The sequence below is a fragment of the Weizmannia sp. FSL K6-3076 genome, assembly GCF_038007245.1.
Lineage (GTDB): Bacteria > Bacillota > Bacilli > Bacillales > Bacillaceae_C > Weizmannia > Weizmannia faecalis.
In genome coordinates this window covers 1,252,488-1,267,929 of record NZ_JBBOWU010000001.1, presented here as the reverse complement: position 1 = coordinate 1,267,929, position 15,442 = coordinate 1,252,488, and the positions used below count along the sequence as shown (strand labels likewise).

General features: G+C 50.2%; 13 protein-coding genes. All 13 read right to left on the bottom strand.

The window, feature by feature from the left end; all coding sequences use genetic code 11:
• Position 1: 1 nt before the first annotated feature.
• The 13 genes from rsgA to NSS95_RS05695 all read right to left on the bottom strand — a co-directional run bounded on the left by rsgA (position 2) and on the right by NSS95_RS05695 (position 15,396).
• Positions 2–889: a ribosome small subunit-dependent GTPase A gene (gene rsgA / locus NSS95_RS05755; RefSeq protein ID WP_019722004.1), complete on the bottom strand. Its 888-nt coding sequence runs from the start codon at positions 887–889 to the stop codon at positions 2–4.
• A gap of 165 nt (positions 890–1,054) precedes the next feature.
• Entirely contained in the window at positions 1,055–3,151 is a 2,097-nt protein-coding gene (gene pknB, locus NSS95_RS05750; RefSeq protein WP_035181809.1) for a Stk1 family PASTA domain-containing Ser/Thr kinase, read from the bottom strand.
• Entirely contained in the window at positions 3,151–3,903 is a 753-nt protein-coding gene (locus tag NSS95_RS05745; protein WP_014095498.1) for a Stp1/IreP family PP2C-type Ser/Thr phosphatase, read from the bottom strand. The genes pknB and NSS95_RS05745 overlap by 1 nt, the downstream gene beginning before the upstream one ends.
• Positions 3,904–3,950: 47 nt before the next feature.
• Positions 3,951–5,294: a 16S rRNA (cytosine(967)-C(5))-methyltransferase RsmB gene (rsmB, locus tag NSS95_RS05740; protein WP_017551493.1), complete on the bottom strand. Its 1,344-nt coding sequence runs from the start codon at positions 5,292–5,294 to the stop codon at positions 3,951–3,953.
• A complete protein-coding gene (gene fmt / locus NSS95_RS05735; RefSeq protein WP_017551492.1) occupies positions 5,287–6,240 on the bottom strand; it encodes a methionyl-tRNA formyltransferase in 954 nt (317 codons plus the stop codon). The genes rsmB and fmt overlap by 8 nt, the downstream gene beginning before the upstream one ends.
• Positions 6,237–6,722 (bottom strand): peptide deformylase, encoded by a 486-nt coding sequence (gene def, locus NSS95_RS05730; protein ID WP_035189900.1) that lies wholly within the window; start codon positions 6,720–6,722, stop codon positions 6,237–6,239. The genes fmt and def overlap by 4 nt, the downstream gene beginning before the upstream one ends.
• 19 nt (positions 6,723–6,741) lie before the next feature.
• Positions 6,742–9,147, bottom strand: a complete 2,406-nt coding sequence (gene priA / locus NSS95_RS05725) for a primosomal protein N' (RefSeq protein WP_340713835.1) — start codon at positions 9,145–9,147, stop codon at positions 6,742–6,744.
• Positions 9,144–10,355: a bifunctional phosphopantothenoylcysteine decarboxylase/phosphopantothenate--cysteine ligase CoaBC gene (gene coaBC / locus NSS95_RS05720; protein WP_017551489.1), complete on the bottom strand. Its 1,212-nt coding sequence runs from the start codon at positions 10,353–10,355 to the stop codon at positions 9,144–9,146. Before coaBC ends, priA begins: the two co-directional genes overlap by 4 nt.
• A 135-nt stretch (positions 10,356–10,490) precedes the next feature.
• Positions 10,491–10,697 carry a DNA-directed RNA polymerase subunit omega gene (rpoZ, locus tag NSS95_RS05715; RefSeq protein ID WP_014095504.1) on the bottom strand — a complete coding sequence of 69 codons (207 nt, stop codon included), beginning with the start codon at positions 10,695–10,697 and terminating at the stop codon, positions 10,491–10,493.
• A 1-nt stretch (position 10,698) separates the two neighbouring features.
• Positions 10,699–11,313: a guanylate kinase gene (gene gmk / locus NSS95_RS05710; RefSeq protein WP_014095505.1), complete on the bottom strand. Its 615-nt coding sequence runs from the start codon at positions 11,311–11,313 to the stop codon at positions 10,699–10,701.
• Positions 11,314–11,315: 2 nt separating this feature from the next.
• A complete protein-coding gene (gene remA, locus NSS95_RS05705; protein WP_017551488.1) occupies positions 11,316–11,621 on the bottom strand; it encodes an extracellular matrix/biofilm regulator RemA in 306 nt (101 codons plus the stop codon).
• Positions 11,618–12,493: a YicC/YloC family endoribonuclease gene (locus tag NSS95_RS05700; protein WP_014095507.1), complete on the bottom strand. Its 876-nt coding sequence runs from the start codon at positions 12,491–12,493 to the stop codon at positions 11,618–11,620. Before NSS95_RS05700 ends, remA begins: the two co-directional genes overlap by 4 nt.
• A 221-nt stretch (positions 12,494–12,714) precedes the next feature.
• Entirely contained in the window at positions 12,715–15,396 is a 2,682-nt protein-coding gene (locus tag NSS95_RS05695) for a cation-translocating P-type ATPase (protein ID WP_104851375.1), read from the bottom strand.
• Positions 15,397–15,442: the final 46 nt, after the last annotated feature.

The window sequence follows — 15,442 nt, the reverse complement described above, 5'->3', positions numbered from 1 at the left end:
GTCAATACCTCGGCTTTCTGTTTTTAATTTCCTGAAGAAACTGGATGTAATGGCTGTACCGGAATGAAGCGATCTCCCCTTCGGCCAAAGCGGCTTTTACCGCACAATGCGGCTCGTTTTCATGCAGACAGCCACGGAACTTGCAGCCGGCCGATTTTTCACTGATTTCCGGAAAATAGGCCCCGAGCTCCGTGAATTCCACGCCGGCGAAGTCGAGTGAGCTGAAACCCGGCGTATCCGCGACGAGCCCGCCTCCGACCGGCAATAGTTCAACATGGCGGGTAGTGTGCTTCCCTCTGCCCAGATGCGTGGAAATTTCATTTGTTTTTAAACCCAAAGCAGGGTCCAGACGGTTGAGAATGGACGTTTTCCCCACTCCGGACTGGCCGCAAAAGACGGTGATTTTTCCTTTCAATGCCGAAAGCAAAGCATCTGCCCCTTCGCCTGCTTTCGCCGACGACAAAATAACCGGGTAACCGATTTGCCGGTATACTGCAAGCGTCTCGAGCAGCTTTTCTTTTTCATCCGCGCCCAAGAGATCGCATTTTGTGATCAGAATAAGCGGCCGAATCAGGTTCTTTTCAATTGGGACTAAAAAACGGTCCAAAAGCAGCGTAGAAAAGGCTGGTTCTTTTGCGGAAAAAACCAAAACAGCCTGATCCACATTGGCAATCGGTGGACGGACGAGTTCATTCTTTCTTTCGCCGATGTCCAAAATATAACCTTCCCGCCCGTTTTCTTTTTGGAATTCGACATGGTCCCCGACGAGCGGGGTGATTTTCCTTTTCCGGAAGACACCTCTGCCCCTGCATTGGTAAATTTCGCCGTCTTCACGATTTTTCACATAGTAAAAGCCGCTTAAAGCCTTGATGATTTTTCCTTCTGCCATACATCCACCTCCATCTCTCCGACATTTTCAAACCAGGGGAGGCGCCGGGTTACGGCCCGGCGCTTTCTCAGTTAAGAAAGGATAAATTTTTCAATTTCTACTTTCCTAACGCATAAATGCAACGACGGCGCTGCTCTCGCCTAAGGATGGGACGCCCGCGTTTTCTTAATTTGGATACGGAACGGTCTCTTCGGCGATGACTTTGCCATCCCTCATGATTTTGTATGTCGCCTCTTTCCCGTATTCAATCGTGAACTCCAGCTGTTTTTTCACCGTTTTCGTAATCTCAAACGTTTGAACAGGTGCGGACATCGAATGGTTCATGTCTTCAATAAAAATTTGCACTTCCTGTTTCGGGTTTTCTTGTGCAGATGCATCTGTTTTGCCGCCGGAATCGTTTCCGTTTGATTCGCTGTTGCTGTCACCGGACTGGCTGTTTCCGTCCGACCCGGAACTTTCGCTATTGTTTTCATTTGTGCTCCCGGCGGAATCCGTGTCCGGCTCATACGGGATCGTTACTTCCTTTGTGACCGTCTTTGGCGGCATTTCTTTCTGTCCTTTGCTGATGGTCACTTTTACGACCGAGCCTTTTTTCAGCTCGGTTCCCGGCTGCGGGGATTGCGAAATGACATGGTCCTTTTTCACGGTATCCGAATAATCTTTTCCGGCATATTCAATGGAAAAACCGGATGTTTTTTCATATGCGTCCAGCTGTTTTTTTGAAAATCCAGTTAAATCCCCGACTGCATAAATTTCCGGGCCTTTGCTTACAGTAAAGGTAAGCACCGTGCTTTCGGGCACCACTTTTTTATCGGGCGCGGGATCCTGTGATATAATGGTCCCTTGCGCACTGTCATCGTATACTTCTTCTTTATCGATGTCTTTAAAATGTTCCCCAGTCAATAAATTCACGACATCGTCAAACTGCCTGCCGGTATAATCGGACAGGGTAAATGTTTCTTTTCCCGTGCTGATATAAAGGGAAACTTTTGTCCCCTCTTTGATTTTTTCCCCGGCTTCGGGATCCGTTTTGATCACCTGCCCCTTTGGTACCGTTTCGCTTGTTGTTTTAATCTTCTCCCCGGTTTTCAGACCATGCGCCGTAAGCACGGCGGCAGCAGCATCCGCCGTTTTGCCTGATACTGACGGGACGCTGACGGTTTTCGGGCCGAGCAGGGACGGCAGCAACAAGGCGGCAAGGCCGGCAAGCACGACCAGAAAGGCAAGGGTGCCGACAACGAACGGCCATTTTTTCCGCCGTTTTTTCTCTTTTTTGTCCCGCTTTGTGTCCGGTTTCTTTTCCTTTTCATTTTCTCCGGCCGGATTTGCGATAATGGTTTCTTCATTCCGGTCGGGGCCGGCAGCCACTTCGGAAATCACCGGCATAATTTTCGTCTGATCTTCGTCTTCCGGGATAACAAATTTCGGTTCATTCAGCCTTTCCGGCAGGAGTGCGGTGCGGATATCCTCCCCCATTTCTTCGGTGCTGTTATAACGGTAAAACGGATCTTTCGCCGTTGCTTTTAAAACAATATTTTCAACACTTTGGGGAATATCGGGATTCCACCTTTTCGGCGACGGCGTCTCGCTTTGCAAATGTTTTAAAGCAATGGAAACGGCAGATTCCCCGGAAAAAGGAAGCCTTCCCGTTAAAAGCTCGAACATCACGATGCCGAGTGCGTATATATCCGATTTATATGTGGCAACACCGCCCCTTGCCTGCTCGGGGGAAAGATAATGGACCGAACCGAGCACGGCATTTGTCCGGGTGATTGAAGTAGCGGATAAAGCCATGGCAATCCCGAAGTCCGTAATTTTCACAACGCCGTCATGGCTGATTAAAATATTTTGCGGCTTAATGTCACGGTGGATAATATGGTTGTCATGGGCATGTGCGATCGCCGCTGCAAGCTGTCCCATAATGTCCAGCGTTTTCTCAACGGAAACCGGGCCGTTTTGCTGTATGTATTGTTTTAACGTCATGCCCTCGACATTTTCCATGACGATATAATTTAAATCGTCCTCTTCGCCAACATCATAAATACTGACAATATTCGGATGGACCAGGCTCGTTGCCGATTGGGCCTCCCTGTGAAAACGTTGGATAAACTCCGGCTCATTTGCAAAATCCGGGCGCAGCACTTTGACGGCCACATCACGGTCCAAAATCATATCGCGGGCCAGATAGACGTTTGCCGTGCCGCCGCCGCCGATCAGGCTTTTGACTTTATAGCGGCCGCTGATCCGTCTTCCGATTAACATTAAGGGCACCCGCCTTTATTGCGGCCGGACGAAAGAAGCACAATCGTAATATTGTCTTCCCCACCGTTTTCATTGGCATAATCCACGAGCATGTCCGCTTTCTCCCCAAGCGGCAGATCTTTTTCCAGCACTTCTTTCATCACTTCCGTCGGCACTTTATTCGACAGGCCGTCTGAACAAAGCAGCAAAGTATCATTTTCTTCAAATACAATCGTTTTTAAGTCGGGCGAGATCGAATCTTCCGTCCCGAGCGCTTTCAGGATCACATTTTTATGTGGGTGATTTTCGGCGTCTTCTTTTGAAATCTGGCCGGTTTTGACCAGTTCATTGACCAGCGAATGATCTTCCGTCAGCTGCTGGAAGCCGTTTTCATTAAAAATATAGCCGCGGCTGTCTCCGATATTGGCGATGGAAATAAAGCCTTCGGTGCAGACCGCTGCAACCAGTGTGGTGCCCATTCCTTCGCATTCAGGGTGATGGGCGGCATGTTCAAATAAACGGGCATTCACCTCGCCGATCGTCTCGGAAAGCCACGCCTCCGCGGACTCCGCATCGGCAACCGGGCCGAATTTTTCAAACGCTTCTTTAAAACATTGCACCGTCATGCCGCTCGCAATGTCACCCGCACGATGGCCGCCCATGCCATCCGCAACAATCGCAAGGAGATCACCGCCGGCATTTTCAAAGACTCCCCCACTGTCTTCGTTATGCTGCCTTACTCTGCCCTTGTCCGTTTTGTAGACAGATTCCATTATACCCCCACCTTCATACTCTTTGACGTGTTTATCATCAGGCAAACCTATGCTTTACCGGCCTTTTTGCGGATGCTGGCGATGAAAAATCCGTCCCCGCCGAAGTCCTGCGGAAAAATCTGCATCCGGTATCCGTCAACGCAAGATTCCATTGCTTCCGGGACGTGCAGCGGATACGGTTCAAATTCCGGATGTTCCTGCAAAAATGTTTCAATCGTCCCTTCGTTTTCTTTCCGGTCAACGGTGCACGTGCTGAAAACAAGGATGCCGTCCGGTTTTAACAGTTCCGACACGCCCGATAAAATCGAAAGCTGGACCTGCTTTAGCGCATGGATATCGTCAACGGTTTTCGCATATTTGATATCCGGTTTCCGTCGCAGCACGCCAAAACCTGTGCACGGCGCGTCGACAAGAATGCGGTCAAAAGTATTTTTTTCAAAACGGGCGCCTGCATCCCGGCTGTCCATCGCAATCGCTTCGACCTGTCCGGTACCGAGCCTCTCTGCATTTTCCTGAACCAGTTTTACTTTATGCGGATGGAGATCGAGCGCGACAACTTCTCCCGTTCCTTCTAACTTTTCCGCAATATGGGTCGTTTTTCCGCCCGGTGCCGCACAAGCGTCCAGAATCCGCTGGCCTTCCTGGATGCAAAGCGCATAGGCAACCGCCATCGAACTTTCATCCTGGATGGTGAAGAGCCCTTCTTTAAAGCATGCCGAGCGGGCAAGATTGCCTTTTCGTGAGCGGACAGCTTCCGGAATAACCGGGCTCCGCTCAACGGTAAACCCTTCCCGCTCCAGTTTTTCGATGACTTCTTCCACGGATGCCCGGTTCAGGTTCACCCTTGCTGTCTGTAACGGCGGAATCAGGTTTGCTTCACACATTTCTTTCGTCGTTTTATAGCCGTAAGCTTCCGCCCATCTTGCCACAAGCCAGTGCGGATGGCTCGTTGCCACCGATAATCTTTCAAGCGGGTCTTCTATTTCCTTTAAACTTCTGAGCCCCCCGCGCTGGATGGCGCGCAAAACGCCGTTGACCATTCCGGAAATCCCGCGGTGGCCCCGTTTTTTGGCGATCTCCACCGCTTCAAAAATAATCGCGCGGTCAGGGATTTTATCTAAGTATACCATTTGATATAAAGACAAGCGCAACAAAATCCGCACCCAATTTTCAATTTTTTTGCGCAAAAACGGGGCGAGAAAATAGTCCAGTGTCTGTTTTCTCTGCAACGTGCCATAAGTGATTTCCGTAAGCAGCGCCCGGTCAGGACCGTGGAACCGGTATTTTTCAATATAGCGGTCAAGCAGCAAATTGCTGTACGACTCGTTTTTCTCCACTGCCTCCAAAAGTTCAAGCGCCGCTTCACGGACATTTTTCCGATCTTTACTCATCTTCATCTCCAAATTTCATTCCGGGTGCAAGGCCGCCCGCTGAACCGTTTAAAAATTGTGCAACCGCCATCCGTTTCTTCCCGGCAGGTTGCAGTTCCGTCACTTTAATGCCGGTTGTGTTGCCCGTTGCGACCACGATCCCGTCTTTTTCTATCGTGACGATGGTGCCCGGCTCCGCCTGCTCAGAAAGCGGCACTTTTTCGCTTTTCCATATTTTAAACGTCTTTCCGCCAAGCACGGTGTAGGCAACCGGCCACGGGCACAGCCCCCTGATTTGGTTGTAAATGACTTCCCCCGGTTTTTTCCAATCGATTTTTTCCTGGCTGCGCGTAATATTGTGGGCAAACGTCGCCTTCTGTTCATCCTGCGGCACCGGCGTCACTTCTTTTGCCAAGATTTTCGGAAGCGTTTCGGATAAAAGCACAGCGCCCGCTTTGCTCAGCTTGTCATGGAGGGTGCCGGCATCATCGGTTTCTTCAATTTCGACTTCCCGCTGGCTGAAAATGTCGCCGGCATCGAGTTTTTCCGCCATGTACATAATGGTGACGCCGGTCTTTTTCTTCCCTTGTAAAATAGCCGTATGGATCGGCGCCCCGCCACGCAGTTCCGGCAGCAGTGACGCATGGACATTGATGCAGCCGAACGGGGGCGCATCAAGCAATGCTTTCGGCAAAATCTGCCCGTATGCGCATGTAACCACAACATCCGGTTTGAGCGCCAAAATACGGGCGAGGCTTTCCGGCTCGCGCAATTTTTCCGGCTGAAAAACCGGAATGCCGTGCTTTTCCGCCTCCCGTTTTACAGGCGGAGGGGTTAAAACCTGTTTTCTGCCGACCGGCCTGTCCGGCTGCGTCACAACGCCAATGACCTCGTACCCGTCGCGGATCAAAGTCTGTAAAACCGGCACGGCAAAATCCGGCGTTCCCAAAAACACCACTTTCGTCATTCTGCATCGGCCTCCTCAAAAACCAAGTCTTCCTCATCCACATAATCAATGATTTTGGACGTAAACAAAACGCCGTGCAGATGGTCGATTTCATGCTGCAAAGCGCGGGCAAGGAAATCTTCCGCTTCAATGGTGAACGCCCTTCCGTTTGCATCCTGTGCTTTTACTTTCACATAATTGGCGCGCGAAACCGTCCCATAAACGCCGGGAAAACTCAGGCAGCCTTCGACATCCGTCTGTTCCCCGCGCCTTGTTACGATTTTCGGATTGATGAGGTCAATCCGGCCTGTTTCATCCCCGGTATCGACAACGGCGATTTGCTGGTTGATGCCGACTTGCGGGGCGGCAAGGCCGACCCCGTCCGCTTCAAGCATCGTTTCATACATTTCATCCAGTACCGCTTTTAAAGACGGGCCGAATGCCGTGACCCGTTTGCATTTTTCCTCCAAAATAGCGGCAGGATATTTTACAATCTCCATCATTTCGAATCACTCGTTCCTGTTACATCATCATATTAGGATTGACATCGACCGCGATGCTTAATCCTTCCGAGGCAATCTGGTGCTGGAAATGTTCCAGCAAAACAGATAATGTTTCATTGAGCCGCGGTTCCCGTTTGTATTTTATCAGACATTGGTAACGATATCTATTTTTCACACGGGGTACCGGGCATGCCGAAGGGCCTAAAATCACGCTTCCGCCCGACACCCGGTTCCGCATAAAACCTGCGATTTTTTCGGCTGCGGACATGGCTTTCATCACATTTTCATGGCTGACCGTAATCAGGGTGAGATAGTAAAAAGGAGGATAGGCGCCCACTTTCCGCATTCTCATTTCCTGGCGGTAAAAGCGTTCATAGTCCTGTTCCCCTGCAAATTGGATGCTGTAATGTTCGGGGGTATAGGTTTGGACAACAACCTCGCCTTCCAGCTGGTGCCGCCCCGCACGCCCGCTTACTTGCGTTAAAAGCTGAAACGTTTTTTCAGACGCCCTGAAATCGGGCAAATGGAGCATCGTGTCCGCATTCAGCACGCCGACAAGCGTAATATTTGGGAAATCGAGCCCTTTTGCAATCATCTGCGTCCCGAGCAAAATATCGGCTTCCCCGTTTGCAAAGCTTTGCAGCATCCGTTCATGTGCCCCTTTGTGGCCGGTTGTATCGACATCCATCCGGATCACGCGCGCTTCAGGCAGCAACCGCCCCAGTTCCTCTTCCACTTTCTGCGTCCCTGTTCCGAAATAACGAATATGGGAACTCCCGCATTCCGGGCATGTTGCGGGCACAAACGTCTCGTAACCGCAGTAATGGCATTTCATTTCGTTTGTAGAGCGGTGATAGGTAAGCGAGATATCACAGTTCGGGCATTGCTGCACATACCCGCAGTCCCGGCACATGACAAAGGAAGAGTATCCCCTTTTATTCAGCAGCAGCACAGTTTGCTGTTTTTTCTCCAGACGGTCTTTCAATTTTTCAAAAAGCTCTCTTGAGAACATGGAACGGTTGCCTGCGCGCAATTCTTCGCGCATATCGACAATTGAAACTTCGGGAAGCGGGTGGTTGTTCATCCGTTTTCCCATTTTCAGCAAAGTATAGACCCCTTTTTGCGCGCGGGCAAATGATTCAAGCGACGGGGTGGCGCTGCCGAGTATGACCGGGCAATGGTGGTTTTTGCTCCGGAAAAGGGCGACGTCCCTCGCATGGTAGCGCGGGTTGTCCTCCTGTTTGTAGCTGTTTTCATGTTCTTCATCAATAATAATGATGCCAAGATTTTCAAGCGGGGCAAAAATCGCCGACCGCGCCCCGACGACCACTTTCGCTTCTTTGCGGGTAATTTTCCGCCATTCATCGTATTTTTCGCCGACCGATAAGCCGCTGTGCAAAACCGCCACGTCTTTGCCGAAACGGCTTTTAAAACGGTTCACCATTTGCGGCGTAAGAGAAATTTCCGGCACAAGGACAATCGCCTCTTTTCCCTGGTTCAGCACTTCCTGTATCGACTGGAGATAAATTTCCGTTTTTCCGCTACCGGTTACGCCAAAAAGCAAAAACGTTTCATTTCTGTTTTCGCGGACAGCGGAAAGGACCGGGCCGATTGCCTGCTTCTGCTCCGCAGTTAAAGCATGTGGCACGCTCTTTTGAAATTGGCGGCCGGCATACGGATCGCGGTACGATTCTTCCTGTTTTTCTTCCAACCATCCTTTTTCAAGCAATGTTTTGATAACCGCCCGCGATACGCCGGCTGTTTCTGCCAGTTCGGGAGAAGGCATCTTAGCATCCGGATTTTCCAGGAAAAATTGCAGCACCTGCTTTTGCTTCGGTGCATTTTTCGGCACTTCTTCCATCCGTTTTTCAAGCTCGTCTTTGGACAGCGGGCAGAAAATAAGCCGGACCGTTTTCTTATTGGCTTTGCTTTTGACTTCATACACGACTTCCACCGATCCGTTTTTCGCTTCTTTTTGCAGAAACGGCAGAAAGCCCTTTTGCTGTGCTTCTTTCCAGCTGATTTCGTCATGACCCTTAAACACTTCGTCAAGAAAAGGGTTGGCGCCCCCGTCCTGCCTTTTGATGCGTTTTTCATATTTTGCCTTCATCGCAGCCGGCAGCATCGCCTGGTAAGCGGAGATTTTCAGGCAAAGCGTTTCCTTCGCAAGCCAGTCCCCGAGCGCAAGCAGCTCCGCATTCAAAACCGGGGCCAAATCCTGCGGCGCAATGATTTCACGCAAGTTCTTCACTTCTGAACGGTCTTTTATGCCCGCAACAAATCCCTGGATCGTACGCGGGCCGAACGGGACAATGACGCGCATTCCCGGCTGAATGGCCGTTTCCCATTTTTCCGGGATCCGGTAATCAAAATATTTATCTGTCTGCATTGCCGGTATATCGACAATCACATTTGCAATCTTCATTTCTTTTCGCCCTTTTCGATCTCGCGGCAGATTTCGCGCAAAATTTCCCTTGCCGCCTCATGCTTGGAAAGCAGCGGGAGTTCCCGTTTCGAGCCGTCGCGTTTAAAAATGGTCACGATATTGGTATCACCGGCAAAGCCGGCGCCTTCCCGGCTCACATCATTGGCAACAATTATATCCGCACGCTTCCGTTCCATTTTGTCGCGCGCATAGTTTTCGAGATTATCGGTTTCCGCGGCAAAGCCGACGAGAAAAGGCTTGTCCGGCCTTTCGCCGAGTTCTTTTAAAATATCTTTTGTCCGTTTCAATTCCAGCGTCAGGTTGCCCGGCTGTTTTTTCATTTTTTTATCAAAAACACGGACCGGCGTGTAGTCTGCCACGGCTGCGCTTTTAATGATGATATCCGCTTCTTTGTAGCGGCCCATAACCGCATGATACATCTCCTCTGCGCTCTCCGCTTTGATGATTTCCGTTTCGGCGGGCGGTGTCAGATTGTCCACACTTGTGACAAGCAAAACGTTTGCCCCCATATTGGCCGCTTCTTCGGCAAGCGCAAATCCCATTTTTCCGGACGAACGGTTTGAAAGAAAGCGAACAGGATCAATTTTTTCAATCGTCGGGCCGGCTGTCACTAAAACCGTTTTCCCGGACAACGGTTTTGGTCCGCCACCGCTGAAAAAATCTTTCAAAAGCGCCACGATGTTCTCCGGTTCTTCCAATCTTCCTTTTCCGGTATAGCCGCATGCGAGATGCCCATCCGCAGGCTCGATCAGCCGGTAGCCGAAGCTTCCAAGCGTTTCCAGGTTCCGGCGGACAGCCGGGTGGCCATACATATGGACATTCATCGCCGGCGCCACCCATACCGGCGCGGTCGTGGCGAGAATCGTGGTCGAGACCATATCATCCGCTATTCCGTTCGCCAATTTTCCAATAATATTAGCGGTGGCCGGCGCAACGAGGACAAGATCCGCCCAGTCTGCAAGATCAATATGGGCAATTTTTTCCGGGTGTTTCTCATCAAATGTATCGGTGTACACTTCATTCCGGGAAAGCGCCTGAAACGTTAACGGCGCCACAAACTTGCAGGCGGATTCCGTCATGATGACTTTCACATGTGCGCCGGACTGCGCCAGCTTGCTTGTGAGCGCAGCCGCTTTAAAGACGGCAATCCCGCCGGTTACGCACAATAGTATATTTTTTCCAAGCATCCATATGCCCCCTGTAAAATCTCAGTCAAACTCCTTACGACTATTCTAACAAAAAAGCAAATATAAGAAAAAGGGCTGACGCCATATCCGCCAGTCCCTGCTCTGTGATTTTCCGTATGATCGCGCCAGGATGCCTTAAGAAGCTGTTCCATCGTGTTTGATCCGGAGGACGCCGACATAAATTTCTTCAAGCGCCTTGCCGACATTTTTATCGGAAACATATTTTTCAAGTACTTCGTTATGCTCGTCCTGCAGCTGGCGGGCGCGTTTTGCCGCGATCGTGACAAGGGAATATTTTGAATCGATAATTTTCAATAGTTCATCAATGGAAGGATAAAGCATCTTATTCAACCTCCAGAATTTTTTTATACAGCTTCGCAACGCGTGTCGTCCGGCAATGTTCCGCGACGACAATGGCTTTGATTTTTTCGCAGGCGTTTTCTATTGTATCATTTTCCACGACGTAATCATATAAATTCATCATTTCGATTTCTTTGCGGGCTTTTTCCATCCGGTCGCGAATCCTTTCGGCTGTTTCCGTCCCGCGCTGCGTAATCCTCAATTCCAGTTCGGACAAACTTGGCGGCGCAAGAAAAATGAATAAGCCGTCCGGAAATTTTTCGCGGACCTGCCGTGCGCCCTGCACTTCAATTTCGAGAAACACATCTTTTCCCGCTTCCAATGTTTCCTTCACATAATCGACAGGTGTCCCGTAATAATTGCCGACATATTCCGCGTACTCCAGCAGTTTTCCCTGCCTGATCAGTTCTTCAAATTCTTCGCGTTCTTTGAAAAAATAATCCACCCCGTCGATTTCACCTTCCCGCGGTTTTCTCGTCGTCATTGAGATGGAATATTCAAATTTCGTATCCGGCTGCGAAAAAATGGCTTTCCGTACGGTCCCTTTCCCGACACCGGACGGACCGGATAACACAATGAGCAATCCTTTTTTCTTCAACGCTATACCTCCTCGCCATCTGTTTCCCCGTCCGTAACACGGTGCGCCACTGTTTCCGGCTGAACTGCGGAGAGAATCACATGGCCGCTGTCCATCGTTACCACTGCCCGGGTTTTTCTGCCGTATGTCGCATCGATTAAAGTGCCACGCTCGCGTGCATCCTGAATGAGCCGCTTAATCGGCGCTGATTCCGGGCTTACAATGGAAATGATGCGGTTTGCCGAAATGATATTGCCAAAGCCGATATTAATGAGTTTTACCACCTGCATCCTCTCCCGCTCGCATACAATTGACTTCGCGCGAATCATTCTATATTCTGCACTTGCTCGCGCATCTTCTCAAGGACCGTTTTGAGCTCAACAACGGCTGTTGAAATACCGGAAGCATTTGCTTTTGATCCGATCGTGTTCACTTCCCTGTTCATCTCCTGGATCATGAAATCCAGTTTTCTGCCAATTGGCTCATCAAGCGCCAACGTTTCGCCAAATTGAATCAAGTGGCTCTCAAGCCTTGTTACTTCTTCATGGATATCGGATTTGTCGGCAAACAGCGCCGCTTCCTGGACGAGCCTCGCTTCATCCAGCCGGCCGCCTGATAGCTCCTGCATCCGCTTTTCAAGTTTGAATCGGTATGTAGAAACGAGCGACTGCGCCTCTGTTTTGATATCGTCCACCTGCTTTGAAATCGTTTGGAGATGTTTTTCCAAATCGGCTTTGAGCAGGGAACCTTCTTTTTCGCGCATAAGCCGCAACTGCCCGGCCGCCTCTTTGCAGGCTTCCAAGACAAGGGTGAGGATTTCTTCATTATCTTCCTCTATTTCTTCTATTGTAACTAAATCTTCGCGGTTTAATAACTCGCGAATGCCAAAACCTGATTCAATTCCGTATTGCTCACGGATCCGGCTTAAAAACCGGTGGTATTCGTCCAGCAAATCCCAGTCGACCCGCAGCCTGCGTTTGACAAGCCCTTCACCGGCAATGGTGACAAACACGTCAATACGACCCCGCTGCACATAGTTCCCGATGATTTTTTTCAACTCTTCTTCCACTTTGACAAGCTGCTTCGGCATCCTGATCTGATATTCGCAAAAGCGATGGTTGACAGACTTGATCTCAACTGTCACACTGAACTGCTGCGTCTTTCGGCGGCCTCTGCCATAGCCCGTCATGCTTAAGACCATCTTCTCACGCCCAATCTCTTCTTACATCTACCGTCGCGCCGGTTTTAACCTTCACGGCTTTCATCGCGCCTTTTCCTGGCTCAATCAAAAAAGCTTTTACGGAGATTATACCGCGCCCCGTTCAATTAGGAAAGAAAATCTTAACCGGAGCGCCGGGGGAAACTTCGCCAAAAGAAAAAGTAATAGAGGATCCCCTATTACTTTTAAGATTATAGCATAATTTAAGGTTTTTTTCTTAAATAATAGGTCCCCGCAAGCAAAAATGTCGGAATCGCACTCATGCAGAGGACGAGCAGCCAGTCTTTTGGCAAAATCGGAAGTGTATGGAAAACCGGCTGGAGGGCTGGAACATAAATCACGGCAAGCATAAGCAACACCGATGACAAAACAGCAAGCACAAGATAGACGTTTCCAAACGGATTGCGCGCAAGCACCGAGCGTTCACTGCGGCAGTCAAACACATGGATCAGCTGGGCAAGGACAAGTGTTGCAAATGCAATCGTTTGGGCGTAAGGAAGCCGGTCAGGATGCTGGTAATATACGGTCACAAAAGCGGCCAATGTCGCAATTCCGATCAGAAAACCGCGCGAAATCACTTTCCAGCCGAGCCCGCGCGCAAACACCCCTTCACGCGGATGGCGCGGATTCCGCTTCATCACATCTTCTTCCGGCTGGTCGAGGCCGAGCGCCATCGCCGGCAGCCCATCCGTTACGAGATTGACCCACAGAATTTGGATGGGAACGACGGGAAGCGGCAGGGACAAAAGCATCGCAAACAGCATGACCAGAATTTCGCCGACATTGGAAGCGAGCAGGTAACGGATGAATTTCCGGATATTTTCGTAAATATTGCGGCCTTCCTGGATCGCCGCTTTAATCGTCGCAAAATTGTCATCGAGCAAAATGAGCGAGGACGCTTCTTTTGCGACATCGGTTCCGGTTATGCCCATCGAGATGCCGATATCGGCCGTTTTTATGGCCGGTGCGTCATTGATGCCGTCTCCTGTCATGGCGACGACTGCCCCGCGGTTTTGGAAAGCTTTGACGATTTTCAGTTTATGATCCGGCGATACACGTGCAAACACGGAAACTTCGTCAATCACGTCTTCCAGCTCATCCACCGTCAGTTCGTTCAGCATCGCGCCGTCCACCACTTTTTCACGGCTTGTGCGCAAAATCCCGAGCTGTCTTGCAATTGCTTTTGCGGTCACAGCATGGTCGCCCGTAATCATCACCGTCCGGATGCCCGCTTCCTTACATTCTTTAATGGCTTGTCTGACTTCCGGCCGCGGCGGATCGATCATTCCCTGGACGCCGAGAAAAATCAAATTTTTCTCCGCCTCTTGTTCGTTTTTTGCCGTTTCGCCTGCTGCAAGCGGCTTGAATGCGATGGCGATCGTCCGGAGCGCCTGGGCAGCCAAAGATTCGACCGCTTTCTCTACTTTTCTCCGTGTTTCCGGATCAAACGATTGTTCCCTGCCGTTCCAGAGCACCGACCGGCTTACCCCGAGCAGCACATCCGGCGCGCCTTTTGTGATCACAAACCGTTTGCCGTGTTTGTCACGGATCACCATGCTCATCATTTTCCGCGTTGAATCAAATGGAAATTCCTGTTCAATCGTAAAATCTTTCAGCAGTAATTCCCTCGTTAAACCGGCCTTCAGGGCAGAAACGAGGAGCGCGCCTTCCGTCGGGTCGCCGTCTATGATATATTCTTTGTTTTTCACTTTCAATTCGGCATGGTTGCATAATAGCCCGAACGTCAACAGCTGGTAGACGCTTTTTTCCTTTAACGGGTGGATTTCCGCGCCATTGTCCGTAAAAATCCCTTTCGGCTCATAGCCCGTCCCGGACACTTTCCACGTCTTTCCCCCGCTCCATAAATGAGTGACTGTCATTTTGTTTTGCGTCATTGTGCCGGTTTTATCCGAGCAGATGACAGACGCACAGCCAAGCGTTTCCACAGCCGGCAGTTTCCGGACGATCGCGTTTTTCCGGATCATGCGCTGGACACCGAGCGATAATGCGATCGTCACAATCGCCGGCAGGCCTTCCGGAATCGCCGCAACCGCGAGCGAAACCCCCGCCAGAAACATGGAATACAAGTCATGCCCGTGCCAGACGCCGACAAGAACAACAAGGAGGGTTAAAAGCAGCGCCACCACGATTAAAATTTTTCCCAGTTGCTCGAGCCTTCTTTGCAAAGGGGTCGCCATCGCTTCGGCGTTTTGAATCATATCGGCAATTTCCCCCATTGCCGTCTGCATCCCGATGCCGGTGACAATGCCGATGCCGTTGCCGCGCGTTACCATTGTCCCCATAAACGCCATATTATGCAAATCGCCGAGGCCCGCATTTTCCACAGGAATCGGTTCCGTTGATTTCGGGGAAGGGATGGACTCTCCGGTTAACGCCGACTCTTCAATTTCAAGATTATTGGCCTTTACAATCCGGACATCGGCGCCAACCCGGTCCCCGCTTTCAAATTTTAAAATATCACCAAGCGTCACTTCTTTGGAAGGGATTTTTACCCATCGCCCGTTTCTTCGCACATTGACTTGCGGTGCGGAAAGTTCTTTTAATGCTTCAAGCGATTTCTCGGCCCGCCGCTCCTGAAAAAAGCCGAGAAACCCGTTAATCAATACAATGGCGATGATGGCGACCGCGTCGACATATTCGCCTAGAAATCCGGAAATCACGGTTGCGGCAAGCAGGACGAGCGTCATAAAATCTTTAAACTGGCTGAGAAAGAGCATAAGGGCAGATTCCTTTTCCGCCTCTTCCAGTTCATTAAAGCCGTACTGCCTGATTCTTTTTTCCGCTTCTTTTTCGGTGAGCCCTTTTTCCAGATCAGTTCCGAATTCCTGTTCTACTTCTTTTTCACTCATTTCGTGAAACATCATGAAAATACACTCTCCCCTGCTTCTGCCCATTATTGTCTTAATAGCA